At 71.0% G+C, this 23,198-nt stretch carries 22 protein-coding genes, 1 tRNA gene and 1 pseudogene; 18 read left to right on the forward strand and 6 right to left on the reverse strand.

Annotation, left to right across the window (positions count from 1 at the left end):
* Positions 1-8: 8 nt before the first annotated feature.
* From ilvC to serA, 5 genes are all read left to right on the forward strand, one after another.
* On the forward strand, positions 9-1,073 hold the full coding sequence (gene ilvC / locus ACSJDX_RS10840) for a ketol-acid reductoisomerase (RefSeq protein WP_438354973.1): 1,065 nt from the start codon (positions 9-11) through the stop codon (positions 1,071-1,073).
* A 150-nt stretch (positions 1,074-1,223) separates the two neighbouring features.
* Positions 1,224-2,066 (forward strand): peptidoglycan-binding domain-containing protein, encoded by an 843-nt coding sequence (locus ACSJDX_RS10845; RefSeq protein WP_438352692.1) that lies wholly within the window; start codon positions 1,224-1,226, stop codon positions 2,064-2,066.
* 62 nt (positions 2,067-2,128) lie between these two features.
* On the forward strand, positions 2,129-2,686 hold the full coding sequence (locus ACSJDX_RS10850) for a DNA polymerase III subunit gamma/tau (protein ID WP_438352693.1): 558 nt from the start codon (positions 2,129-2,131) through the stop codon (positions 2,684-2,686).
* Positions 2,683-3,021 carry a bacitracin resistance protein gene (locus ACSJDX_RS10855; RefSeq protein ID WP_438352694.1) on the forward strand — a complete coding sequence of 113 codons (339 nt, stop codon included), beginning with the start codon at positions 2,683-2,685 and terminating at the stop codon, positions 3,019-3,021. Before ACSJDX_RS10850 ends, ACSJDX_RS10855 begins: the two co-directional genes overlap by 4 nt.
* 134 nt (positions 3,022-3,155) lie before the next feature.
* Positions 3,156-4,760 (forward strand): phosphoglycerate dehydrogenase, encoded by a 1,605-nt coding sequence (gene serA, locus ACSJDX_RS10860; protein ID WP_438352695.1) that lies wholly within the window; start codon positions 3,156-3,158, stop codon positions 4,758-4,760.
* Between the two features lie 7 nt (positions 4,761-4,767).
* Here the strand turns inward: serA and ACSJDX_RS10865 are convergent, their stop codons facing one another.
* Complete coding sequence (locus tag ACSJDX_RS10865) at positions 4,768-5,313, reverse strand: TetR/AcrR family transcriptional regulator (protein WP_438352696.1); 546 nt, start codon at positions 5,311-5,313, stop codon at positions 4,768-4,770.
* 77 nt (positions 5,314-5,390) lie between these two features.
* Between ACSJDX_RS10865 and ACSJDX_RS10870 the strand changes: the two genes are divergently transcribed.
* The 5 genes from ACSJDX_RS10870 to ACSJDX_RS10890 all read left to right on the forward strand — a co-directional run bounded on the left by ACSJDX_RS10870 (position 5,391) and on the right by ACSJDX_RS10890 (position 11,311).
* Positions 5,391-6,944, forward strand: coding sequence for an MFS transporter (locus ACSJDX_RS10870; RefSeq protein WP_438352697.1), 1,554 nt, complete (start codon positions 5,391-5,393; stop codon positions 6,942-6,944).
* A 30-nt stretch (positions 6,945-6,974) separates the two neighbouring features.
* Positions 6,975-8,042, forward strand: coding sequence for a 3-isopropylmalate dehydrogenase (locus ACSJDX_RS10875; protein ID WP_438352698.1), 1,068 nt, complete (start codon positions 6,975-6,977; stop codon positions 8,040-8,042).
* A 72-nt stretch (positions 8,043-8,114) separates the two neighbouring features.
* Positions 8,115-9,221, forward strand: a complete 1,107-nt coding sequence (locus tag ACSJDX_RS10880) for a branched-chain amino acid aminotransferase (RefSeq protein WP_438352699.1) — start codon at positions 8,115-8,117, stop codon at positions 9,219-9,221.
* A gap of 33 nt (positions 9,222-9,254) precedes the next feature.
* The gene (locus ACSJDX_RS10885) at positions 9,255-10,019 is read left to right on the forward strand and encodes a fumarylacetoacetate hydrolase family protein (protein ID WP_438352700.1); all 765 of its coding nucleotides are present in this window, start codon (positions 9,255-9,257) and stop codon (positions 10,017-10,019) included.
* Positions 10,016-11,311 carry an MFS transporter gene (locus ACSJDX_RS10890; RefSeq protein ID WP_438352701.1) on the forward strand — a complete coding sequence of 432 codons (1,296 nt, stop codon included), beginning with the start codon at positions 10,016-10,018 and terminating at the stop codon, positions 11,309-11,311. Before ACSJDX_RS10885 ends, ACSJDX_RS10890 begins: the two co-directional genes overlap by 4 nt.
* A 33-nt stretch (positions 11,312-11,344) precedes the next feature.
* Here ACSJDX_RS10890 and ACSJDX_RS10895 read toward each other — a convergent pair whose 3' ends face one another.
* Entirely contained in the window at positions 11,345-12,403 is a 1,059-nt protein-coding gene (locus ACSJDX_RS10895; RefSeq protein ID WP_438352702.1) for an aminotransferase class V-fold PLP-dependent enzyme, read from the reverse strand.
* A 79-nt stretch (positions 12,404-12,482) separates the two neighbouring features.
* Positions 12,483-13,070, reverse strand: a complete 588-nt coding sequence (locus tag ACSJDX_RS10900) for a hypothetical protein (protein ID WP_438352703.1) — start codon at positions 13,068-13,070, stop codon at positions 12,483-12,485.
* 124 nt (positions 13,071-13,194) lie between these two features.
* Between ACSJDX_RS10900 and ACSJDX_RS10905 the strand changes: the two genes are divergently transcribed.
* The 3 genes from ACSJDX_RS10905 to ACSJDX_RS10915 all read left to right on the forward strand — a co-directional run bounded on the left by ACSJDX_RS10905 (position 13,195) and on the right by ACSJDX_RS10915 (position 15,849).
* Entirely contained in the window at positions 13,195-14,142 is a 948-nt protein-coding gene (locus ACSJDX_RS10905) for a LysR family transcriptional regulator (RefSeq protein ID WP_438352704.1), read from the forward strand.
* A 41-nt stretch (positions 14,143-14,183) separates the two neighbouring features.
* Positions 14,184-15,695 (forward strand): glutamate--tRNA ligase, encoded by a 1,512-nt coding sequence (gene gltX, locus ACSJDX_RS10910; RefSeq protein ID WP_438352705.1) that lies wholly within the window; start codon positions 14,184-14,186, stop codon positions 15,693-15,695.
* Between the two features lie 82 nt (positions 15,696-15,777).
* Positions 15,778-15,849 (forward strand) — tRNA-Gln (locus ACSJDX_RS10915).
* Between the two features lie 107 nt (positions 15,850-15,956).
* Here the strand turns inward: ACSJDX_RS10915 and ACSJDX_RS10920 are convergent.
* Complete coding sequence (locus ACSJDX_RS10920) at positions 15,957-16,451, reverse strand: hypothetical protein (protein WP_438352706.1); 495 nt, start codon at positions 16,449-16,451, stop codon at positions 15,957-15,959.
* A 217-nt stretch (positions 16,452-16,668) separates the two neighbouring features.
* On the opposite strand from ACSJDX_RS10920, the gene ACSJDX_RS10925 reads away from it, so the two are divergent.
* Genes ACSJDX_RS10925 through ACSJDX_RS10940 form a run of 4 tightly spaced genes read left to right on the forward strand, consistent with a single transcriptional unit; the run spans position 16,669 to position 20,823 of the window.
* Positions 16,669-17,454 carry a DeoR/GlpR family DNA-binding transcription regulator gene (locus tag ACSJDX_RS10925; RefSeq protein ID WP_438352707.1) on the forward strand — a complete coding sequence of 262 codons (786 nt, stop codon included), beginning with the start codon at positions 16,669-16,671 and terminating at the stop codon, positions 17,452-17,454.
* Positions 17,451-18,395 carry a 1-phosphofructokinase gene (gene pfkB / locus ACSJDX_RS10930; RefSeq protein WP_438352708.1) on the forward strand — a complete coding sequence of 315 codons (945 nt, stop codon included), beginning with the start codon at positions 17,451-17,453 and terminating at the stop codon, positions 18,393-18,395. The genes ACSJDX_RS10925 and pfkB overlap by 4 nt, the downstream gene beginning before the upstream one ends.
* A 40-nt stretch (positions 18,396-18,435) precedes the next feature.
* Entirely contained in the window at positions 18,436-20,526 is a 2,091-nt protein-coding gene (locus ACSJDX_RS10935; RefSeq protein ID WP_438352709.1) for a PTS fructose transporter subunit IIABC, read from the forward strand.
* Positions 20,527-20,553: 27 nt separating this feature from the next.
* On the forward strand, positions 20,554-20,823 hold the full coding sequence (locus tag ACSJDX_RS10940; protein WP_438352710.1) for an HPr family phosphocarrier protein: 270 nt from the start codon (positions 20,554-20,556) through the stop codon (positions 20,821-20,823).
* A gap of 63 nt (positions 20,824-20,886) precedes the next feature.
* Here the strand turns inward: ACSJDX_RS10940 and ACSJDX_RS10945 are convergent, their stop codons facing one another.
* Positions 20,887-21,417 carry a hypothetical protein gene (locus ACSJDX_RS10945; RefSeq protein ID WP_438352711.1) on the reverse strand — a complete coding sequence of 177 codons (531 nt, stop codon included), beginning with the start codon at positions 21,415-21,417 and terminating at the stop codon, positions 20,887-20,889.
* A 312-nt stretch (positions 21,418-21,729) separates the two neighbouring features.
* Between ACSJDX_RS10945 and ACSJDX_RS10950 the strand changes: the two are divergent.
* Positions 21,730-22,648: pseudogene (locus ACSJDX_RS10950) on the forward strand (IS5 family transposase).
* On the opposite strand, the gene ACSJDX_RS10955 reads toward ACSJDX_RS10950, so the two are convergent.
* The gene (locus ACSJDX_RS10955) at positions 22,645-23,184 is read right to left on the reverse strand and encodes a hypothetical protein (RefSeq protein ID WP_438352712.1); all 540 of its coding nucleotides are present in this window, start codon (positions 23,182-23,184) and stop codon (positions 22,645-22,647) included. The pseudogene ACSJDX_RS10950 and the gene ACSJDX_RS10955 overlap by 4 nt on opposite strands.
* Positions 23,185-23,198 lie beyond the last annotated feature (14 nt).

Below are 23,198 nucleotides of genomic sequence, written 5' to 3' on the forward strand. Positions count from 1 at the left end.
GCCGCGACATCCCGAACTCAGAACAGAAACAAGGAGAAAGACACACCATGGCCGAACTGTTGTACGACGCCGACGCCGACCTCTCGATCATCCAGGGCAAGAAGGTCGCGATCGTCGGCTACGGCTCGCAGGGCCACGCCCACGCGCAGAACCTCCGCGACTCCGGCGTCGAGGTCGTCATCGCGCTCAAGGACGGCTCGAAGTCGGCCGCCAAGGCGCAGGAGGACGGCTTCGAGGTCAAGTCGGTGGCGGATGCCTCGGAGTGGGCCGACCTGATCATGATCCTCGCGCCCGACCAGCACCAGCGGTCGATCTACGCCGACAGCATCAAGGACAAGCTGACCGCCGGCAAGACGCTCGCCTTCGCGCACGGCTTCAACATCCGCTTCGGCTACATCGACGCCCCCGAGGGTGTGGACGTCATCCTCATCGCGCCGAAGGCCCCGGGCCACACCGTGCGTCGCGAGTTCGTGGCCGGCCGCGGCATCCCCGACATCATCGCCGTCGAGCGCGACGCATCGGGTTCGGCGTGGGCGACCGCGCTGTCGTACGCCAAGGCGATCGGCGGCACCCGTGCCGGCGTCATCAAGACCACCTTCACCGAAGAGACCGAGACCGACCTGTTCGGCGAGCAGTCGGTGCTCTGCGGCGGTATGAGCCACCTCGTGCAGTACGGCTTCGAGACCCTCACCGAGGCCGGCTACCAGCCCGAGATCGCCTACTTCGAGGTGCTGCACGAGCTGAAGCTCATCGTCGACCTCATGTGGGAGGGCGGCATCGCCAAGCAGCGCTGGTCGATCTCCGACACGGCCGAGTACGGCGACTACGTCTCGGGCCCGCGCGTCATCGACCCGTCGGTGAAGGAGAACATGAAGGCGGTGCTCGCCGACATCCAGTCCGGCGCGTTCGCCGAGCGCTTCATCGCCGACCAGGACGCCGGTGCGCCCGAGTTCCTCGCCCTCCGCGAGAAGGAGCAGGGCCACCCCATCGAGGCGACCGGTCGCGAGCTGCGCGGCCTCTTCGCGTGGAAGCAGCAGGACGAGGACTACACCGAGGGCAGCGCCGCGCGCTGATCCGTCTGTGAGACCCCCGGCGAACAGCCGGGAACGGCTTGAACGAGCCAGCGAGGCCGGGCCCCCACAAGGGGTCCGGCCTCCCTTCGTATCACCGGGCGTCGCGAGTGCTCCTGATCGGCAGCCCCACTCACACCACGAGGAGTCCCGATGAACACAGATCCCTGGCGCTCGATCGGCGCGGGGGCCACCGGCCCCGTCGTCGCCGGAGCGCAGTACCTCCTGCGCGCCCGTGGGCACGCGATCGTCGCCGACGGCGACTACGGTCCCGTCACGGCAGCGGCCGTCTCGGCCTTCCAGGCGTCGGCGGGTCTTCCCGTCGACGGTGCGGTCGGTGAGGCGGACTGGCCTCTGCTCGTGGTCACGGTAGGGTCGGGCGCCTCCGGAGACGCCGTGCGCGCCGTGCAGCAGTTCGGTCTGCTGTCGATGCCGGGCGACACGCCGCTCGCGATCGACGGATCGTATGGACCGCTCACCGCGGCGCGCATCCGCTTCTTCCAGGAGTCGTGGGGGCTCACCTCCGACGGCATCGCGGGACCGGCGACGTGGTCGTTCCTCTCCACGATGCTGCCCGGTCCGCGCCCGTGGCCGCTCGTGGCGGTGGGGGCGACGCAGGCGACGAACTGGCGTGTACGCGCCGCACAGCACCTGCTGCGCGCCCGGGGTGCGCCGATCGCCGCCGACGGGGTGTTCGGTCCGGCCAGCGGTGCCGCCGTCTTCGCCTTCCAGGGCACGCTCCGCGACAGCGACTGGGGAACCGCTCTCGGTCAGCTCGATTGGCCGAGTCTCGTGGTGCAGGTGCGTCAGGGCGACACGGGGGAGGCGGTGCGGGCCGCACAGACCCTGCTGCCCGGGCCGGTGACGGTCGACGGCGACTTCGGACCGCAGACGGACGCCGCGACGCGCGCGTTCCAGCAGGCGTTCGCCCCTCCCGCGGACGGCATCGTCGGTCCCGACACCTGGCACGCGCTGACGCTGCGCCTCTTCGACTGATCCCTGCGCAGTGCGGGGGTGATCCGCGATCTCCGGCGTCGTCCCCGGGTTACGCTGAGGGTATGGCCCGACGCGACGACGACGCCCTCAGCTGGGGCGACGACGATCCGACGCTCGACACGGGCGCAGGCGGATCACGTCGCGACGACCCCGCGGACGTGCACGAGCGGGCGACGGATGTCTCCGCCCCCGCGCTGCCGGAGGGGTACACCGCCGTCGGGCGGGGGAGCGAGGCGACGGTCCCGGCGACGACGGCTCGTGCCGATCAGGGCCGCGACGGCGCCGGAGCCAATGCTACGGCATCCGACTCCTCCGTCGACGCGCCGCAGCTCGGCAACGTCGCGCTCGTCGCGATGGGGATGGTGTCCGCCGCCTACCTGCTGTTCGCGGTCGGCTGGCTGATCGCCGGTCTGCGGCTGCAGGCCGTGACGGGACTGCCGGTCCCCGGACCGACCCTGGCGGCGATGACGATCGGTGCGGCGCTCGCCCCCGTCATCTGGCTGGGCACCGTGATCCTGCTGACCCGCCGTTCGCGCATCTGGCTGAGGTTCGTCTGGTTGGTCGCCGGGCTCGTGCTGCTCGTCCCGTGGCCGTTCCTCGCGACGGGGGGCGGAGCATGAGCACCGGGACGGTCGCCCGCCGCACCCCGACCTGGATCGTGGTGGCCATCGCCGCGGCCGCGGGACTGTTCTACGCCTACATCGTGTGGAGCTCCGTCGATCTCCTCATCCGCCAGGCGACCGGCGCGCTCGGACTCAGCGGACTGGGCTGGTTCGTGCACCTGCTGCCGGTGGTCTTCCCGATGGTCGCGTTCGGGGTCGCCTTCGCGCTCGGCTCGCGGCGCCCACCCGGCCCGTTCGCGCTGATCCTGCTGACCGGGCTCGCGCTGTCGGCGGCGTTCTGGCTGAACATCGTGTCGTACGCGGTCACCTCCTACGGCCTGTACGGCGGCTGACCGTCACACGGTCGGGGCGCCCCGACCGCCCGCGATAGGCTGAAACCTGCCTCGTCCCCATGGCGTGCGGCGCGGCATCCCCATCCCGCTCTGCCCTGCCGCGTGCGCGCGACCGCTCCACGAAGGACCCGACCGTGACCAAGCCCGTCGTCCTGATCGCCGAAGAACTCTCACCCGCCACGATCGACGCGCTCGGTCCGGACTTCGACGTGCGCTCGGTCGACGGCACCGATCGTTCGGCGCTGCTGTCGGCCCTGTCGGACGCGCACGCGGTGCTGGTGCGGTCCGCGACCAGGATCGACGCCGAGGCGATCGCCGCGGCGCCGGCGCTGAAGGTGGTCGCACGGGCCGGCGTCGGGCTCGACAACGTCGACATCAAGGCATCCACCGCTGCAGGCGTCATGGTCGTCAACGCCCCGACTTCCAACATCATCTCGGCCGCGGAGCTGACCGTGGGCCACATCCTGAGCCTCGCGCGGCACATCCCGGCCGCACACGCGGCGCTGCAGGACGGCAAGTGGAAGCGCAGCGCCTACACCGGCACCGAGCTGTTCGAGAAGACCGTCGGCATCATCGGCCTGGGCCGCATCGGCGCGCTCATCACCGCCCGCCTGCAGGGCTTCGACATGCGCGTGATCGCGTACGACCCGTATGTCACGAGCGCTCGCGCGCAGCAGCTCGGCGTGCAGCTGGTCGAGCTCGACGAGCTGATCGAGCAGAGCGATTTCGTCACCATCCACATGCCGAAGACGCCGGAGACGACCGGGATGATCGGCGCAGAGCAGCTGCGCCGCATGAAGCCGACCGCCTACGTCGTGAACGTGGCCCGCGGCGGGCTCATCGACGAGGACGCGCTCTACGAGGCGCTCACGTCGGGCGAGATCGCCGGCGCCGGCCTCGACGTCTTCACCACCGAGCCTCCGGCCGAGGGCGGATCGGTGCGCCGCCTGCTCGACCTGCCGAACGTCGTCGTCACCCCGCACCTGGGCGCCTCGACCGATGAGGCTCAGGAGAAGGCCGGCGTCTCGGTCGCGAACTCCGTGCGGCTCGCACTCGGAGGAGACCTCGTGCCCGATGCGGTCAACGTCGCCGGCGGCGCCATCGACCCGTACGTGCGCCCCGGCATCCCGCTCGTCGAGAAGCTCGGTCAGATCTTCGCCGCGCTGTCGCACTCGCCGCTGACGAGCCTGGACGTCGAGGTGCACGGCGAGCTGCAGGGCTACGACGTGTCCGTGCTCAAGCTCGCCGCCCTCAAGGGGCTGTTCACGAACATCGTCAGCGAGACGGTGTCGTACGTCAACGCGCCGCTGCTCGCCGAGCAGCGCGGCGTCGACGTGCGCCTGCTCGTCGACGACGTCAGCGACGAGTACCGCAACGTGATCACTCTCCGCGGCGCACTGTCCGACGGCTCGCAGCTGTCGGTGTCGGGCACGCTGACGGGCACGAAGCAGACCGAGAAGATCGTCGGCATCAACGGCTACAACGTCGAGCTGCCGATCGAGAAGCACCACATCGTGATGCTCTACACCGACCGCCCGGGCATCGTCGCCGTCTACGGACAGAAGTTCGGCGAGGCCGGCATCAACATCGCCGGCATGCAGATCGCCCGGCGCGCGGCCGGCGGTCAGGCCCTGTCGGTGCTCACGGTCGACTCTCCGGTGTCGGAGGATCTCCTCGACGAGGTGCGCTCGGCGATCGCCGCCGACCTGTTCCGCCAGATCGAGATCACCGAGTCCTGACGCGGCGCTACGACCGGACGGCGCGCTCGACCAGGGCGATGAGGGCCTCCATGGCGTCGCCGCGAGGGACCGGGCCGGGGATCGAGCCGCCCGCGAGCGCGTTGTTGAAGTAGAGACCGTCGCTCACCAGCATCACGAGATCGAGCGCGGGTCCGTCGGGCGCGACGGGGCGGATCGCCGCGGCCCACCGCTCGCGGATGTCGCGCAGCGCGTCTCCGGCGGCCGTGCTGCCATCCTGCGCCAGTCGTGAGGTGGCGAGGATCGCCCGATCGAGCGGATCGTTGTCCATGATCGATGTGCGCAGGAAGTGCGCCACCGGTCCGTCGGGCGCCGACGCCATTCCGGCGACGTCGTCGTCGACGAGGGCGAGCAGCCGTTCGATGAGCCCCTCCGCGAGGGCGTCCTTCGAACCGAAGTGATACAGCAGACCGCCTTTGGAGACGCCTGCGGCCTTGGCTGTGGCATCCATCGTGGCCGCGCGAGCACCGTCGTCGACGAGGATCGCCTCGAACGCGTCGAGCACCTTCTCGCGTGCGAGGGGTGGGCGACTCATGCGGTCGATCGTATCGACAGGGGCAGAGACATCCTGATACTATACCGGCTGGACGGTACAGAAACAGGAGCTCCACCATGACCACCGGCACCATCACCGCAGCACTCCGCGCAGAGCACCAGCAGCGCGTCGGCTGGCGCGGCTGGGCTGCTCTCGCGGTGCTCATGCTGCCGGTGCTCCTCGTCTCGGTGGACAACACCGTGCTGAGCTTCGCGTTGCCGGCGATCGCCGTCGACCTCGAGCCGACGAGCATCGAGCAGCTGTGGATCATCGACGCCTACCCGCTCGTGCTGGCCGCGCTGCTGGTCACGATGGGCACGATGGGCGACCGCTTCGGGCGGCGACGGATGCTGCTCATCGGCGCCGCAGGATTCGGCATCGTGTCCGCCCTCGCCGCCTTCGCGCCTACCGCCGCTCTGCTCATCACCGCTCGCGCGCTCATGGGCGTCTTCGGCGCCATGCTGATGCCCTCGACGCTGTCGCTGCTGCGCACCGTCTTCACCGACCGCGAGCAGCGGCGTCTGGCGATCGCCATCTGGGCCGCGGGGTTCTCGGCCGGCTCCGCGCTCGGCCCGATCGTCGGCGGCGTGCTGCTGGAGCACTTCGCCTGGGGCTCGGTGTTCCTGATGGCCGTCCCCGTGCTCATCCCGCTGCTCGTCCTGGTGCCGATCCTCGTGCCCGAGACGCGCGACCCGAACCCCGGGCGCATCGATGCGCCCAGCATCCTGCTCTCCCTCGCCGCGATGGTCCCGGTCGTCTACGCCATCAAGGAGTTCGCCGTCGAGGGCTTCGGGAGCATCGCCCCCGTGCTGTTCCTCGTGGGCATCGGGTTCGGCGTGCTCTTCGTGCGGCGCCAGCTGCGCGTGGAGTCGCCGATGCTCGACATGGCGCTGTTCCGCCGCGGCACGTTCAGCGGCGCGATCCTCGTGAACCTGCTCAGCGTGGTCGGGCTCGTCGGGTTCCTGTACTTCGTCGCGCAGCACCTCCAGCTCGTCGTCGGGCTGTCGCCCCTGAATGCCGGCCTCGCGCTGCTGCCCGGTCTGGTGATGATGATCATCGCCGGTCTCGTGGTGGTGCCGATCGCGCGCCGGGTCGCGCCGCGCATCGTGGTGCCGGCGGCGCTGACGTTCTCGGTGATCGGCTACGTCGTGGTCGCCTTCACGGCGGCCGACAACGCCCTCCCGCTGCTGATCGCCGCATTCGGATTCCTCGGCATCGGCATCGGCATGGCCGAGACGGTGTCGAACGAGCTCATCCTCTCGAGTGCGCCGCCCGCCAAGGCGGGGGCGGCCAGCGCCGTCTCCGAGACGGCGTACGAGCTGGGCGCCGTGCTCGGAACCGCGATCCTCGGCGGCATCCTCACGGCCTTGTACCGGGTGAACCTGGTGCTGCCCGCCGGGCTCCCCGCCGATGCGGCCCACGCCGCGCGCGAGACCCTCGGCGGCGCGGTGGCGACGGCCGAGGGGCTCGACGCGCCGATGGGTCAGGCGCTGCGGGATGCCGCGGCCCACGCCTTCGACGCAGGCGTCGCGGTGACCGCGCTCATCGGCGCGGGGCTCATCGTCGTCGCGGCCGTCGTGGCGGCCACTACCCTGGGAGGACGCCCGAACACCGAGCCCGCCGAGCACTGAGCGGCGCGGCCCCTTCCGCCGAGGAGACCCATGTCGATCGACCAGCCCGACCGGATCGTGAGACTCGCCGTCATCCCCGGAGACGGCATCGGGCCGGAGGTCGTGGCCGAGGCGGAGAAGATTCTGGATGCCGCGACCGCCGGTACCGGCGTGCGCTTCGACAAGACCCGCTTCTCGCTCGGCGCGGCGCGCTTCCTCCAGACGGGGGACACCCTCACCGACGACGACCTCGCCGCCGTGGCGGGGCACGACGCCATCCTGCTCGGCGCCGTCGGGGGACTGCCGGGCGATCCGCGCCTGAAGGACGCGAACATCGAGCGGGGGCTGCTGCTGAAGCTGCGGTTCGAGCTCGACCACTACGTGAACCTGCGGCCGTCCAAGCTGTACCCCGGCGCGCCCGGTCCGCTGGCCGAACCTGGTGACGTCGACTTCGTGGTCGTGCGGGAGGGCACCGAGGGGCCGTACGTCGGAAACGGCGGATCGATCCGCCGCGGCACTCCGCACGAGGTCGCCAACGAGACATCCGTCAACACCGCCTTCGGCGTCGAGCGGGTGGTGCGCTACGCGTTCGAGCTCGCCGCGCGCCGGCGCCGGTCGCTCACCCTGGTGCACAAGACCAACGTGCTCGTGCACGCGGGCGGGATGTGGAAGCGCATCGTCGACGAGGTGGCCTCCGAGCACCCCGAGGTCGCCGTAGACTATCTGCACGTCGACGCGGCCACCATCTTCCTGGTCACGAACCCGGGCCGTTTCGACGTGATCGTCACCGACAACCTCTTCGGAGACATCCTCACGGATCTGGCCGGCGCCGTCACCGGTGGCATCGGCCTCGCCGCTTCGGGCAACATCAACCCCGACGGCGCGTTCCCTTCGATGTTCGAGCCCGTGCACGGTTCGGCGCCCGACATCGCAGGCACCCAGAAGGCCGATCCCACGGCCGCGATCCTGTCTGTCGCCCTGCTGCTCGACCACCTCGGTCTGCAGGATGCGGCGGCCCGCGTCACCCGCGCCGCCGAACACGACATCGCCCACCGGGACGGCACCCCCCGCACCACCGCGCAGATCGGCGACGCCATCGCGGCCGGCCTCCAGGCGTAATCTGGGACCGACCCGCGCGACGCCGCGCGAACGACCGACGCGCCCCCGCGCGCAGGAAAGCACAGGCCAGACATGACGCTGATCGATTCCAACCCCGACGCCGACCTCGCCTCGCTCGAGTTCGCCGTCACCCGCAACCTCGCCGCGAAGTCCGTCGCGCAGCGCGACGAGATCCTCGCCAGCCCGGGGTTCGGGGTGCACTTCACCGATCACATGGTCGACATCTGCTGGTCGGTGCGCGGCGGCTGGCACCGCCCGCGGGTGCAGCCCTACGGGCCGATCACGCTCGACCCGGCCGCCGCCGTGCTGCATTACGGCCAGGAGATCTTCGAGGGCATCAAGGCATACCGCCACGCCGACGGCTCGATCCACACGTTCCGCCCCGACCAGAACGCGCGCCGCCTGCAGCGCAGCGCGCGCCGGCTCGCCCTGCCCGAGCTGCCCGCGCCGTACTTCGTGGAGGCGATCCGTCAGCTGATCGCCGTCGACGGCGCCTGGGTGCCCGGCGGCGAGGACCAGAGCCTGTACCTGCGTCCGTTCATGTTCGCCAAGGAGGCCTTCCTGGGCGTGCGGCCGGCGCACAAGGTCGCGTTCTACGTGATCGCCTCGCCGGCCGGGGCGTACTTCAAGGGCGGCGTCCAGCCGGTGTCGATCTGGCTGAGCGAGGACTACGCGCGCGCCGGCAAGGGCGGCACGGGAGCGGCCAAGACCGGCGGCAACTACGCCGCCTCGCTGCTGCCGCAGTCCGAGGCCTACGAGAACGAGTGCGACCAGGTCGTCTTCCTCGACGCCGACGGCAACGTGGAGGAGCTCGGCGGCATGAACGTCGTGTTCGTCTACAAGGACGGCACGATCGTCACCCCGGAGTCGCCGTCCATCCTCGAGGGCATCACCCGCGACTCGATTCTGCAGCTCGCGCGCGACCGCGGCCACAAGGTGGAGGGACGCGCGGTCTCCCTCGCCGAATGGCGGGCGGGCGTGGCATCCGGCGACATCGTCGAGGTGTTCGCGTGCGGCACGGCGGCGGTCGTCACCCCGATCGGTCTGCTCAAGGGCAAGGACTTCTTCGACAAGCAGCCCACGGGCGAGCTCGCGCTGTCGCTGCGTCAGGAGCTCACCGACATCCAGTACGGCCGTGCCGACGACAAGCACGGCTGGCTGGTGCGCCTCGACGGCTGAGTCCTCGAGGGCCGCGCTGGCTAGGCTGAGACGGTGAAGATCGCGCGATTCAGCCACCGGGACAGCATCCGCTACGGCATCCTCGACGACGGGGAGTTCGTCGTCCTCGACGGTGACCCGATGTTCGCGGGGTTCGACACGACGGGTGAGCGCGTCGCGGTCGCCGACGCGGTGCTGCTGGCACCGGTGATCCCGCGCTCGAAGGTCGTGTGCGTCGGGAAGAACTACCGCGAGCACGCCGCCGAGATGGGCGGCGAGGCGCCGGCCGAGCCGCTGCTGTTCCTCAAGCCCAACACCGCGGTGATCGGTCCCGGCGACACGATCGTGCGACCGCCGCAGAGCGAGCGCACCGACTTCGAGGGCGAGCTGGCGGTCGTCATCGGCTCGATCGCGAAGGACGTCGCCGTCGAGCGCGCCCACGAGGTGGTCTTCGGCTACACGGTCGCCAACGACGTCACGGCGCGCGACCTGCAGCGCAGCGACGGCCAGTGGGCCCGCGCGAAGGGGTTCGACACGTTCTGCCCGCTGGGCCCCGTGATCGAGACCGAGTTCGACCCGACGTCGGGCGCGATCCGGTCGCGGCTCAACGGCGAGGTGCGTCAGAGCGCGGATCTGTCCGACATGGTGCATTCGGTCGCCGACATCATCGCCTACGCCTCCGCCGCGTTCACGCTGCTGCCCGGCGACGTGCTGCTCACGGGCACGCCCGCCGGCGTCGGACCGTTCTCGGCCGGCGACACGCTCGAGGTCGAGATCGACGGCATCGGCATCCTGCGCAACACGGCGCGCAACGCGTGACGAGCGACGGCGAGCCAGCGGAGACGACGGATGCCGCGGGCCTGACGCGCATCCAGCGCCGGACCGTCGGTGTGCTCAGCGCCGGGCAGGTGCTCGGCGGGCTGTCGTTCGGTGCGACGATCTCGCTCGGCGCCGTGCTCGCCCGCGAGCTCTCCGGCCAGGACGCGCTGTCGGGACTCGCGACGGCCGGCGTCACGCTCGGCACGGCGCTGGTGGCCGTCCCGCTCGCCCGGCTCGCACGGGCGCGCGGGCGGCGCCTCGCCCTGACCACCGGCATGGGGATCGCCCTGCTCGGAGTGCTCGTGGTGGTGGCATCCGTCACCCTGCGGTCGTTCCCCGCGCTTCTGGTCGGGTTCGCGCTCATCGGCTCGGGGCAGGCGGCGAACCTCCAGTCGCGGTTCGCCGCGGCGGACCTCGCCACCGACGCCACGCGCGGTCGCGATCTGTCGATCGTCGTGTGGGCCACCACGATCGGCGCCGTCCTGGGCCCGAACCTGGTCGGCCCGGGAGAGGCGCTCGGCGCGCTGCTGGGGCTGCCCCCGCTCACCGGGCCGTACGTCTTCACGGTCGTCGCGCAGGTGCTGGCGATGGCCCTCTACCTGGTCGCCCTGCGCCCCGATCCGCTCCTCCTGGCCGGGCGGATCGCCGCCTCGGCGCGGTCGTCGGCGCGCGGCGCGATCGCCCGTGCGGATCGTCCGATCGTGGCGCGGTACGCGATCCTCGCGATCGCCGGCGCGCACGTGGTGATGGTCGCGGTCATGGCCATGACCCCGGTGCACCTCCTGCACCTCCTGCACGGAGCCGACCCGGGTGCCGATGCCGGGGCGGGGGACGCGGCATCCGTCACCGTGATCGGCTTCACGATCAGCCTGCACATCGCCGGCATGTACGCGCTGTCGCCGGTGTTCGGCATCCTCGCCGACCGGATGGGACGCATCCCGACGATCCTGCTGGGTCAATCGATCCTGCTGGTCGCGCTCCTGGTCGCGGCGTTCGGACAGGCGAGCACGGCCGCCGTCACCGTCGCGCTCGTGCTACTCGGCCTCGGCTGGAGCGCGTCGACCGTCGCGGGATCGGCGCTCCTGACCGAGGCGTCGGCCGAGCAACTGCGCACGCGCCGCCAGGGGCGCAGCGATCTCGTGATGAGCCTCGTGGCCGCCGTCGGAGCGATCCTCGCCGGCGTGGTGCTGGGCTGGATCGGGTACGGCGGGCTCGCCCTGATCGCACTCGTGATCGTCGCGATCGTCGTGGTGCTGTCTCCGATCGCGCGGGCGCGACCGGCGATCGTCTGACGCCTCGCGCCCGGTGCAGCGGATTCGTGCCGGCTATGCGCGCAGCGCGGCGACCGCATGGTCGACATCGCGGTCGTCGTTGAAGACGTGGAACGACACGCGCGCCCGCCCGGCGCGGCCCGAGGCCACGATGCCTGCCGAGGCCAGCCGTGCCAAGTCGGCACCGTCGGGATCGGACCACGTCACGATCGCGGACGGCGTGGCGTCGACGGATGCCGCAGCCCGCCCGCTCGCGGCGATGAAGCGGGTGGCGAGTCCCGTCGCGTGGGCGTGCACCGCGTCGCGGTCGAGTGCGGCGAACAGCTCGAGCGCGGGGTCCGCGCCCACGAACGCCTGCCAGGCCGGCGACACGTCGAAACGACTCGCGTCGTCGGCGAGCACGACGTCGTGGCCGTAGCAGGTGGTCCACGGGTCGGCCCCGGCGTACCAGCCCGCGAAGACGGCGGGGACGGATGCCGCCGCCTCCGGCGAGATCGTGAGGAACGCCACACCCCGCGGTGAACACAGCCACTTGTACGCGTGGCACACGGTGATGTCGAACTCCGCGGCGTCGACCGGGAGCCATCCGACGGCCTGCGTCGTGTCGCACAGGGTGAGTGCACCGATCCCGGCCGCGGCACGCGAGATCGCCGCGGCGTCGGCGACCTGCCCCGTCGCGGACTGCACGAGCGAGAAGGCGACGAGGGCGGTCTCGGAGGACACCGCGGACGCGAGCTCGTCGAGCGGCACGGCGCGCACCCGGATGCCCCGCCCGGCGTGGGCGAACGGCGCCACCAGCGAGGCGAAGTCGCCCTCGACGCAGAGCACCTCGGCGCCGTCGGCCAGGGAGGCGGCCACGAGACCGGCGAGCACCGACGTCTGCGAGCCGATCGCCACCCGTGACGGGGCCACGCGCACCAGCCGTGCGTACGCGTCGCGCGTGCGCTCCACGGCGGCCGTGTACGCGGCGAGGTCGGGGCGGCCGGCTCCTGCGGCATCCAGATCCGCCACGATCGCCGCGCGCGTCGCGCGCGTCGGGAGCCCCAGGGTGCAGGCCGCGAGGTAGTCGCGTCCGCCCGCGAAGGCGGCGCGGGCGTCGTGGATCGTGATCATGAGACCATCGTCGGCGGCGCCGTCTCAGTGGTCTACAGCAGGTGTTCTATCTCTTCCATGCCGAGCGGTTATGCCCGGATCATTTCCACATCTCGACGGCGAGGTCGGACAGCAGCTGGCCGCCGTCGATGTTCGAGGCGGACATGTAGATCCACACGTCGTCCCGCGCGTAGATCGTCTCCATCGTCTTCGTGCCGTACTGCGAATTGGTCGTGGTCATGTCGCACAGCGGGTTGCCCGCCTTCGCCGTCGAGCAGGTGTACCCCTGACCGGGGAGCGTGCCCACGGCTGTCGTGACGGCGGCGGCGCTCGGCGCCTGGCTGATGAGGATCAGGATGCCGGTGGCATCGCCGACGATCCAGTCGCACCCCAGCTTCAGCGTCGCGCCCTGCGGTGCCGGTCGCGTGAAACCGGTGCCGTCGCCCTGCAGGGTCATCGGGTCGACCGTGGCCGCACGCGTCGCGGCGGTGCCGATCGTCGCGCACGACGTCGGGAATGTCGCCGGCTTCGCACTCTGCGTCGGTGTGGGCGTGGGTGACGGGGTGGCCGTCTCGGTCACGGTGACGGTCGCGGTCGGAGTCGGCGAGGGCGTGGGCGCGCACGCCGTCAGGATGAGCGCTGCGGCGAGAGTCGTCGCGGCCATCGCGAAGGGGCGTGAGCGGATCATGTGCGTCTCCTGTGCCGGTGGATGGGCCGATTCTAGGGACGCCCTCGATCGTCCGGTGTGCGGCGAGGCATCCGTTGCCCATTCGTGATCGGACGCACGCAGAGCACGACGTTATGATCGCCGGATGACCGCGGGCGACCCGGAGGATGTCGAGTTCGACGCGCACACGCTGCGCGTCGTGAAGGCGATCGCCGACCACGGGTCGATCACCGCGGCGGCCAAGGCCCTCGGCTACAGCCAGCCGGCCATCAGCCAGCATCTCAAGCGCATCGAGCGACGTGCCGGCGTGCCGGTGGTCGAGCGGGTCGGCCGCGGCGTGCGCCTGACGGACGCGGGCCGTGTGCTCGCCCGACATGCGCCCGCAGTGATGAATGCGCTGGATGCTGCGGCCGGGGAGCTGGCGGAGCTGCGGGGTCTGCGCTCCGGGAGGGTGCGGCTCGCCGCGTTCCCCTCCGCCTCGTCGACCGTCGTCCCCCTCCTGCTGGCCGACCTCGCGCGTCGGCACCCCGGTGTGATCGTCACGTATGTCGAGGCCGAGCCGCCCGAGGCGGTCGCGGCGGTCCGCGAGGATCGGGCCGACATCGCCTTCACCTTCAGCTACCCCGGGGATCGGGACGATCCCCACGTCGCCAGCGCATCGGGGCTGTCGGTGCGTACGGTCGGTGCCGACGACCTGGTGCTGGTGCTGCCCGCCGGGCACCCGGCGGCCGAGCAGACGACGGTGGATGTCTCGGTCCTGGCCGACGAGGACTGGATCGCCGGGTGCCCGCGCTGCCGCGGTCATCTGCTCGAGCTGTGCGGGCGGTCGGGCTTCATGCCGCGCATCGCCGTCGAGACCGACAACGTCGTCGCGGTGGAGGGGTTCGTCGCTCAGCGCGTGGGGGTGGCGACGCTGCCGCGCATGGCCGTGGCATCCTTCCCGCTCCTGCCGGGGATCGTGGTGCGCTCCCTGCCGCGCGGCGAGGAGCGGAGCCTGCACATCGTGACCGCGCATCGGGCCGAGCAGGTGCCCGCGGCGCGGGTGGCGCTCGGCGCCCTCGAGCGCGCGATCGCGGCCGTCGCGGCCGCCTGACGCCGGATGCGGGCGGGCGCCGCCGCCTAGACTTGACGGCGATGCCTTCTACACCCGATCCCCGCACCACCATCGCGACCGGCGCCGACGTGCGCGTGCGATTCTGCCCCTCCCCGACCGGGCTGCCGCACGTCGGTCTGATCCGCACCGTGCTGTTCAACTGGGCCTACGCGCGCCACAACGGCGGCACGCTCGTGTTCCGCATCGAGGACACCGACGCCGCGCGCGACAGCGAGGAGAGCTACCACCAGCTGCTCGACGCGCTGCGGTGGCTGAGGATCGACTGGGACGAGGGCGTCGAGGTCGGTGGGCCGCACGCGCCCTACCGACAGTCGCAGCGCCACGAGATCTATCGCGAGGTGCTCGAGAGTCTCATCGCGACCGGAGCGGTGTACGAGAGCTACTCCACCGCCGAGGAGATCGACGCGCGCAACGAGGCGAACGGCCGTGCGAAGCAGCTCGGCTACGACAACTTCGACCGCGACCTCACCGACGAGCAGCGCGCCGCGTTCCGCGCCGAGGGTCGCGAGCCCGCGTGGCGCCTGCGCGTGCCCGACCACGACCTCACCTACGACGACCTGATCCGCGGAGAGGTCACCTTCCCGGCGGGGTCGTTCCCCGACTTCGTGCTCGTGCGGGCGGGGGGTGTTCCGCTCTACCCGTTCGTCAACCCGGTCGACGACGCGCTCATGGGGATCACGCACGTGATCCGCGGCGAGGACCTCATGCCGTCGACGGCCCGGCAGCTGGCGCTGTACTCGGCCCTCGTCGACGCCGGGGTCACGACGTTCATCCCGCGCTTCGCGCACATGCCGCTCGTGCTGGGCGAGGAGGGCAACAAGAAGCTCTCCAAGCGCGACCCCAAGGCCGACCTGTTCCTCCAGCGCGACAAGGGGTTCATCCACGAGGGCCTGCTCAACTACCTCGCGCTGCTCGGCTGGTCGATCGCGCCCGACCGCGACGTCTTCTCGCTCGACGAGTTCGTCGCCGCCTTCGACATCGCCGCCGTCAACCCGAATCCGGCACGCTTCGACCAGAAGAAGGCCGAGTCGATCAACGGCGATCACATCCGGATGCTGTCCCCCGCCGAGTTCGTCGAGCGCATCGTGCCGTACCTCTCCGCCGCGGGCGTCGTGGGGGAGCAGCCCACCGATCGTGAGCAGGCGCTGATCGAGGCATCCGCTCCGCTGGTCCAGGAGCGCGTGCAGCTGCTCGGCGAAGTGCCGAACCTGCTCGGCTTCCTGTTCACCGACGAGATCGCGTATCAGGACGACGCGCTCGCGTCGCTGCCCGCGAACGCCGGCGAGGTGCTGGTCGCCTCGGTGGGAGCGCTCGAGCTCGTGCCGGAGGCGGAGTTCACCGCGGCGGCTGTGCAGGAGGCGCTGGCCGGCGCGCTGATCGAGGGGCTCGGGCTCAAGCCGCGCGTGGCCTACGGTCCGCTCCGCGCGGCCCTCAGCGGACGCCGCATCTCGCCGCCGCTGTTCGAGTCGATGGAGCTGCTGGGCAAGGCCGAGACGGTGCGCCGACTGGGCGCTCTCGTCGAGCGTGGATGACACGCGTGGCGGCGTTCCGGTTTGGCGTGCCCGCCGCGGTCGGCTAGACTCGATCTTCGGCACGGACGCGAGTCCCGCGCCTTGGGGTATGGTGTAATTGGCAACACGGAGGTTTCTGGTACCTTTGTTCTTGGTTCGAGTCCAGGTACCCCAGCTCGAAAAATCCCCCGCTCAGCGGGGGATTTTCGTTTTCCTGAACAGGGTGCGAGGAGCCCGGACGCCCGCAGGGTGACGTCCGAGCCCCTCCCGGGACCGAGTGTGTCAGTGCCCGGTCTCGGTGCCGGTGATGGCGAACGAGGCGTCGAGCTTCACGGTGGCCTTCGTGCCGTCCGCCTTCACGATGTGCGCCTCGTACGTGGCGCCCTCGGCGTCGTTCTCCATGCGCTCGATCGTCGCGCCGGAGTTGGCGGCGAGGACCGCGGCCTGCACCTGATCGGCCGTGGTGCCGGTCAGCAGCTGCTCGGTCACCCCGTTCGCGCCGACGTGACCGCCCTTGCTGGGGTCGTGGGCGCCGTTCGCGCCCTCGGCCGCCTCGGTGGCCGGGTTCTCGGTCGACTCCGACGGCGAGGCTGACGACGAACTGGGGTCGGGCGCGGGGGTCGCCGACGAGCTCGACCCCGTGCTCGCCGACGCGGATGCCGTCGGGTCGGGCGTGGCGGCCGAGGCGGACGTCGCGATGCCGAGCACGAGCGTCCCGCCGAGCACGACGGCCGCGAGCGAGCCGGCCGCGGCGACCTTCTTCGTGTTGTCCTTCATGTTCTCTCCTCACTGGGACCCCGGGTGGAGCCTCCGGAACCGAGTCTGCGCAGAACTCCTCCGAGCTCCGTCTGCGCGCTCTGGGCGGGGACGAGGCGTCCGCGAGGAGATCGCCCAGAACCCGTCCGGTGCCCGCTATGTGGGAAACGGTGGAAATCGGCTCTTCACATATGTGGGAGTGTGTTGTAACGTGTGGATACGCAACAAAGGAGTGCAGGTGTACGCGACGGAGCGACAGGAACTGATCGAGCGGATGCTGCTGGAGTCCGGCCGCGTCGGAGTGCTCGATCTCGCGACGCAGTTCGACGTCACCACCGAGACCGTGCGCCGCGACCTCGACGCCCTCGAGCGCTCGGGCGCATTGCGCCGGGTGCACGGCGGCGCCGTCGCACTCGACCGGGCCAGCACGGTGGAACCGTCGATGGCCGACCGGATCGGCGCCCACAGCGACTCCAAGCGGGCCATCGCCCGTCGCGCCCTCGATGTGCTGCCCGAGGGGTTCCGCGGGTCGATCTTCTTCGACGCCGGCACCACGACCGCCGCCGTGGCCGATCAGCTCGCCCCGAGGCTGACGTCGATCCGCGGTACCGCGGAGGTCGTCACCCACTCGCTCTCGCTCGCGGCAGCACTGGCAGCGGCCGACACCGTGTCGCTGTCGATCGTCGGTGGACGGGTGCGGGGGGTCACCGCGGCCGCGGTCGGAGCCGAGACGGTGCGCGCCATCTCGGCCCTCCGCCCCGATATCGCCTTCCTGGGAACGAACGCGCTGTCGGCGGGGTTCGGAGCCAGCACCCCCGACCCGGAGGAGGCGGCGGTCAAGGCGGCGATCGTGCGCTCGGCGCGGCGGGTCGTCCTGCTGGCGGACGAGAGCAAGTTCGAGCGGGAACGGCTGGTGTCGTTCGTCGGACTCGCGGATCTCGATGTGCTGGTCACGGACGCCCGGCCGCCCGCAGTCCTGGCCGATGCCCTGCGCGACGCCGATGTCGAGGTGTGGGTCGGATGATCGTCACCGTGACGGCGAACCCGTCCATCGATCGTGCGGTGCGGCTCGAGACGCCGCTCGGCCACGGCGAGGTGCAGCGCGCGCTGGACAGCCGAGAGGATGCCGGGGGCAAGGGCGTGAACGTCGCCCGCGCCCTGCAGGCCGCCGGGCTGGCGACCGTGGCCGTGCTGCCCGCGTCCGCGGACGATCCCTATGTGGTCCTGGCCGAGCGCACCGGCGTGCCGCTGCAGCGGGTGGAGATCGCCGGCCGGGTGCGCGCCAACCTCACCATCGCCGACCCCGACGGCACCACCACCAAGATCAACCTGCCGGGGGCCGAGCTGATGGCCGCCGAGCGCGCAGCGCTCATCGAGGGCATCGTGGAGAGCGCGCGCGGCGCGGACTGGCTGGTGCTCGCCGGCTCCCTGCCCCCCGGAGCGGGCGACGCGTTCTACGCCGAGACGATCGCCGCGGTGCGCGCCCGGCTCGGCGCCGAAGCTCCCCGCATCGCGGTCGACACGTCCGGAGCGGCCCTCCTCCGCGTGGTCGCCGATGCGCGCCCCGACCTCATCAAGCCGAACGACGAGGAGCTGGCGGAGCTCGTCGGCGCCGAGGGTGCGGGTGACGACGTCGCGACGACCGCGATTGCCCACGCCCGGACACTCGTCGGCGATCGTGTCGGCGCGGTGCTGGTCACCCTGGGCGCCGACGGTGCGCTGCTGGTCGGCCCCGAGGGCGTGCTGCGGGCCACGGCCCCGAGGATCGTCGTCGCCAGCACGGTCGGTGCCGGCGACAGCTCGCTCGCCGGCTACCTGATCGCCGAGGCATCCGGAGCCGTCCCCGCCGATCGCCTGCGCCGCGCCGTGGCCTACGGGGCCGCCGCGGCATCCCTCCCCGGAACGCAGATCCCCACTCCCGACGACGTCCCCGCGTGGGACATCGAGGTCGTCCCCGTCTCGTAACACCCGCGCACCCGCGCCCGATGACCATGGAGGTCACAGAATGTCCCAGACCATCACTGCGGAGCTGGTGTCGCTCGACACCCCGCTCGGCGCCGACAAGTCGGCGGTGATCCGCGCCCTCGCGGCCCGCGTCGTCGCGCAGGGCCGCGCCACCGACGCGGATGCGCTCTACGCCGACGCGTGGGCACGTGAGCAGAAGGACGAGACGGGGCTCCCCGGCGGGATCGCGATCCCGCACGCGAAGAGCCCGGCCGTCACTCAGGCCACACTCGCGTTCGCGCGGCTGAGCCCCGGCGTCGCCTTCGGCGCGCCGGACGGACCGGCCGACCTCGTCTTCCTCATCGCCGCGCCCGAGGGTGCTGCCGAGGCCCACCTCGCCGTGCTCTCGAAGCTCGCCCGCAGCCTCATGCACGACGACTTCACCGCCGGCCTGCGCGCCGCCACCACGGCCGACCAGGTCGTGGGCATCGTCCGCGACGCCATCGGCGAGGGGGATGCGGAACCCGCCGCCGCGACGCCCGTCGCTGCACCCGCGGCGGCGGCATCCGCCTCCGACACCCTCTCCATCGACGGCCGGCCCGTGCGCATCGTCGCCGTCACCTCGTGCGCCACGGGCATCGCCCACACCTTCATGGCCGCCGACGCGCTCACCGCCGCCGGCAAGAAGGCCGGCATCGACCTCGTCGTCGAACCCCAGGGGTCCAGCGGCTACCAGGCGATCGACCAGAAGATCATCGATGACGCCGATGCGGTGATCTTCGCCAACGATGTCGACGTGCGCGAGCAGAACCGGTTCGCGGGAAAGCCCGTCGTGCGCTCCGGGGTGAAGCGCGGCATCGAGCAGCCCGCCCAGCTCATCGCCGAGGCCGTCGCCGAGGCGAAGAATCCCCAGGGCGCCCGCGTGGCCTCCGCCGTGGCCGGAGCGGCCACGGGCGCGGCCGCGGCCAAGAACCTGTCCTGGGGTGCGAACATCCAGCGCATCCTGCTCACGGGCGTGAGCTACATGATCCCGTTCGTCGCCGGCGGTGGTCTGCTGATCGCCATCGGCTTCCTGCTCGCCGGCATCGGATCGGGCATCGACGGGTACCAGATCGTCCTTCCGGGCGACGGCACGAACGGCGCGGCCTACAACGACTGGGCGCTGGCGAACTACAACCTGTTCGACCTCCCGCCGCAGGGACTGTCCTTCTACCTCGGCGCCGCCGCGGTCAAGATCGGCCAGCTGAGCCTCGGCTTCCTCGTCCCGGCGCTGGCGGGCTACATCGCGTTCGCGATCGCCGACCGGCCGGGCATCGCGCCCGGGTTCGTCGTGGGTGCCGTCTCGGGCTACCTCGGCGCCGGCTTCATCGGCGGCATCGTCGGTGGTCTGCTCGCGGGCTACGCGGCCAAGCTCATCGGCAAGCCGGCCGTGCCGCGCTGGCTGCGCGGGCTCATGCCCGTCGTGATCATCCCCCTGGGCGCCTCGATCATCGCGTCCGGGTTGATGATCCTGATCCTCGGCGGCCCGATCGCCTCCCTCACGGTCGGGCTCAACAACGCCCTCACGAGCATGACCGGCAGTGCCGCGGTGGTGCTGGGCATCGTGCTCGGACTCATGATGTGCTTCGACCTCGGCGGTCCGATCAACAAGGTCGCCTACTCGTTCGCCGTCGCGGGTCTCGGCGCGTCGGCGACGTCCGGCAACCTGCAGATCATGGCCACCGTGATGGCCGCGGGCATGGTGCCGCCGCTCGGCATGGCGCTCGCGTCCACGGTCCTGTACCGCAAGGGCTTCACGGCGGTGGAGCGCGAGAACGGCGTGGCCGCGTGGCTGCTGGGTGCCTCGTTCATCTCGGAGGGTGCGATCCCGTTCGCTGCCGCCGATCCGCTCCGCGTCATCCCGGCGAACCTCCTCGGAGGCGCCGTGACCGGCGCGCTCACCATGGCGTTCGCCGTCGAGTCGCGGGCTCCCCACGGTGGGATCTTCGTCTTCTTCGCGATCTCGCCGATCTGGGGCTTCCTGATCGCGCTCGTCGCCGGAGTGGTCGTGACCGCCCTGGTCGTGGTGGGATTGAAGCGGTTCGTCGCTCCGAAGGAGCTGGCGTCCGCGGAGGCCTCGGCCACCGACGCCTCGCAGCCCGCGATGGCCTGACACACCGTACCGATCGAGGAGAACGACATGGCAGAACGCCAGGCAACCATCGCCAGCAGCTCCGGGCTGCACGCCCGCCCCGCGAAGCTGTTCGTGCAGGCCGTGCAGGAGAAGAAGATCCCCGTCACGATCGCCGTCGAGGGCGGTGCCGACCTGAACGCCGGCAGCATCCTGTCGCTCATGGGCCTCGGCGCGTCGCACGGCACGGTCGTGACGCTCAAGGCCGAGGGCGAGGGAGCCGAGCAGGCGCTCGACGAGCTCGTCACGCTGCTGGAGACCGACCTCGACGCCGAGTAGGTCGCTTCGACGACGGATGCCGCGGACCCGGGTGGTCCGCGGCATCCGTCGTCTGCGCGCCCGTCAGCAACCGACGCCGCGCGGGTTCTCGAGGCAGGTCTTGTCGACGAGGGCGGTGTGCACCTCGACGACGCGCACGCCGTAGCCGCCGGTGGACGCCGAGACCTGGCCGATGACCGGATACCAGGTGCCCGAGCCGAAATCGACGGCGGCGTCGTAGAGCACGGTCACCGCGACGGTGTAGGTGCCGCGAGCCCGGTACACGTGGCTGGTGGACGTCGGCGTGAAGTCCGCCTGGCCGAGGCCCGCCCACGCCGTGCCGCCCGTCGCGCTCGTGAACGTCACGCCGTCGCCCGGTGCGAAGCGGTAGGCGGCCGGGCTGAAGCGGACGGCGACGTTCCGACCGAAGAGGCTCCCCGGGATGGTGTGGGCGGATGCCGCGGCCACCAGGTTCATCGGCATGCCGACCACCGCGACTCCGGCCGGCTCGCCGCTGAGCGTTGCGCGCGAAGGCGTGAAGGCGGCGAGATCGGCCGCGGTGACCGGCGGGATGCCCGGATCGGCGGGTGCGGGCGTGGCGGCGTCCGGGAACACCGTGCGGCAGCCGAGGTCGACCGTGCAGTTCTCCTCGATCGTGAACGGTAACGGGGGAAGTTTGACCGGCCCGGTGTTTGAGTCGCCTTCGCCGGAGTCGCGGGTCGCGTCGTCGTTGGTTCCGGGCTGCGTGTTCGTCGCGGAAATCTCGACGCTTGTGCCCTTGCTCTTCGTGCACGTTCCAGCCCAGCCACTGCCGTCGCAGGGCGACTCGCCGCCCGCGAAATGAACTGTTCCTCCAGTCGCGAGAAGTACCGCAATTGAAGAGCGGACGAGTGCGTGCCCTAGGCCGTGTTGATCAAGGGGTTCGCGGTGTTCGTCGTGGAGTGTTGGTGTGTGACGCGTCGCGAGGTCTCTGATGAGGTGTGGGGGCTCCTGGAGCCGATGCTGCCGGCGGTGAAGACGGCGGGCAGGCCCTGGACGAATCACCGCTTGGCTGTGGAAGGTGCGGTCTGGAAGTACCGGACTGGGGCGCCATGGCGAGACGTACCGGAGCGGTTCGGGAAGTGGAACTCGATATACAAGCGGTTCAACCGGTGGGCCGAAGACGGCACCTGGGAGAAGCTGCTGGGCGAGGTTCACAAGCTCGCCGATGCGAATGGCGACGTCGACTGGGTGGTCTCGATCGACTCGACGATCGCGCGCGTGCATCAGCACGGCGCGACGCTTGCGCGGGACACAGGGGGCTCTACCGAATCACAAGAATCTGCGGGCGGAGCCGCCTGATCATGCGATTGGCCGTTCCCGCGGCGGTCTGACCTGCAAGGTTCACCTGGTCGCGGACGGCAAGGGGCGGCCGCTGTCCTGGGTCCTCACCGGCGGGAACGTGAACGACACCACGATGATGACCACCGTGCTTGAGAGCATTCACGTCCGCCGTGCAGGCAAGGGCCGACCGCGCACGAGGCCGGATCGGGTACTCGCGGACAAGGGCTACCCGTCGAAGGCGAACCGTGCCTGGCTGCGTCAGCGCGGGATTGCCGCGACGATCCCCGAGCGCGATGACCAGATCGCTCACCGTCGCAAGCGGCCCGGACGACCGATCGACTTCGGTGCCCAGCAGCAGGTCCGCTACCGCGACCGGAACGTCGTCGAGAGGTGCTTCAACAAGCTCAAACAGTGGCGCGGCATCGCGATGCGTACCGACAAGCTCGCCCGCAACTACCGAGCCGCGATAGCCCTCGCCGCAACCCTGATCTGGCTACGCACCGGCTTGATCAACACGGCCTAGGTTCCGCACGTCGGGGCTCCGGAACGCGCGGTGAACTCACTAATCAACCAGCCCGTGCTGCTCGAGCTTGAGCCAGCAAGCGTGACGAGCCTGCTCTGAATTCCCTCCCTGTTCGGGTCGACGGCGGAGGAACCATCTGGACGCGTCAGCGTCACATTCGAAACGTCCTGACAGATCGCTAGCTCAATGGTGTTCCTGTCTCCGGTCGGAGTGGAGGGGGCGACAAGCGTCGACCGCGTCGTGCCCGACACGGTGAGCCCGTCCGCATGCATGGAACTGAACAACTTCCTGTCGGCAGCATTCGCATCATTGATGGTCCACATGTAGACCGGCTCGAATGTTTTCGGGTCGCTGAGGTCGACCTGGTTGAGCGCGTCGACGTAGTTGCGGTAGGTCTGCTCCGCTGCGGCGAACGACTCCTCCTCCGTGGCGAAGCCCGGCGTGGTCTCGACGGGAGCGGGCTGGCCGACGCATCCGCTCAGCGCGCCCGCCGCCAGCACGGCGACGAGGGCGGCAGCGGCGAGTCGGGACCTCATGCCCTTCACGGTAT

Origin of the sequence: Microbacterium fluminis, assembly GCF_051549805.1 — a bacterium.
In the GTDB taxonomy this organism is placed as follows: domain Bacteria; phylum Actinomycetota; class Actinomycetes; order Actinomycetales; family Microbacteriaceae; genus Microbacterium.

What these genes read in the sequence shown, in the direction of transcription:
- ACSJDX_RS10905 (WP_438352704.1), top strand. Translation starts at nt 13,195, where the DNA reads ATGACCGCGGGCGACCCGGAGGATGTCGAGTTCGACGCGCACACGCTG.
- ACSJDX_RS10850 (WP_438352693.1), top strand. Translation starts at nt 2,129, where the DNA reads ATGGCCCGACGCGACGACGACGCCCTCAGCTGGGGCGACGACGATCCG.
- ACSJDX_RS10895 (WP_438352702.1), bottom strand. Translation starts at nt 12,403, where the DNA reads ATGATCACGATCCACGACGCCCGCGCCGCCTTCGCGGGCGGACGCGAC.
- ACSJDX_RS10955 (WP_438352712.1), bottom strand. Translation starts at nt 23,184, where the DNA reads ATGAGGTCCCGACTCGCCGCTGCCGCCCTCGTCGCCGTGCTGGCGGCG.
- ACSJDX_RS10865 (WP_438352696.1), bottom strand. Translation starts at nt 5,313, where the DNA reads ATGAGTCGCCCACCCCTCGCACGCGAGAAGGTGCTCGACGCGTTCGAG.
- pfkB (WP_438352708.1), top strand. Translation starts at nt 17,451, where the DNA reads ATGATCGTCACCGTGACGGCGAACCCGTCCATCGATCGTGCGGTGCGG.
- ACSJDX_RS10855 (WP_438352694.1), top strand. Translation starts at nt 2,683, where the DNA reads ATGAGCACCGGGACGGTCGCCCGCCGCACCCCGACCTGGATCGTGGTG.
- ACSJDX_RS10845 (WP_438352692.1), top strand. Translation starts at nt 1,224, where the DNA reads ATGAACACAGATCCCTGGCGCTCGATCGGCGCGGGGGCCACCGGCCCC.
- gltX (WP_438352705.1), top strand. Translation starts at nt 14,184, where the DNA reads ATGCCTTCTACACCCGATCCCCGCACCACCATCGCGACCGGCGCCGAC.
- ACSJDX_RS10875 (WP_438352698.1), top strand. Translation starts at nt 6,975, where the DNA reads ATGTCGATCGACCAGCCCGACCGGATCGTGAGACTCGCCGTCATCCCC.
- ACSJDX_RS10880 (WP_438352699.1), top strand. Translation starts at nt 8,115, where the DNA reads ATGACGCTGATCGATTCCAACCCCGACGCCGACCTCGCCTCGCTCGAG.
- ACSJDX_RS10900 (WP_438352703.1), bottom strand. Translation starts at nt 13,070, where the DNA reads ATGATCCGCTCACGCCCCTTCGCGATGGCCGCGACGACTCTCGCCGCA.
- ACSJDX_RS10940 (WP_438352710.1), top strand. Translation starts at nt 20,554, where the DNA reads ATGGCAGAACGCCAGGCAACCATCGCCAGCAGCTCCGGGCTGCACGCC.
- ACSJDX_RS10920 (WP_438352706.1), bottom strand. Translation starts at nt 16,451, where the DNA reads ATGAAGGACAACACGAAGAAGGTCGCCGCGGCCGGCTCGCTCGCGGCC.
- ACSJDX_RS10870 (WP_438352697.1), top strand. Translation starts at nt 5,391, where the DNA reads ATGACCACCGGCACCATCACCGCAGCACTCCGCGCAGAGCACCAGCAG.
- ACSJDX_RS10935 (WP_438352709.1), top strand. Translation starts at nt 18,436, where the DNA reads ATGTCCCAGACCATCACTGCGGAGCTGGTGTCGCTCGACACCCCGCTC.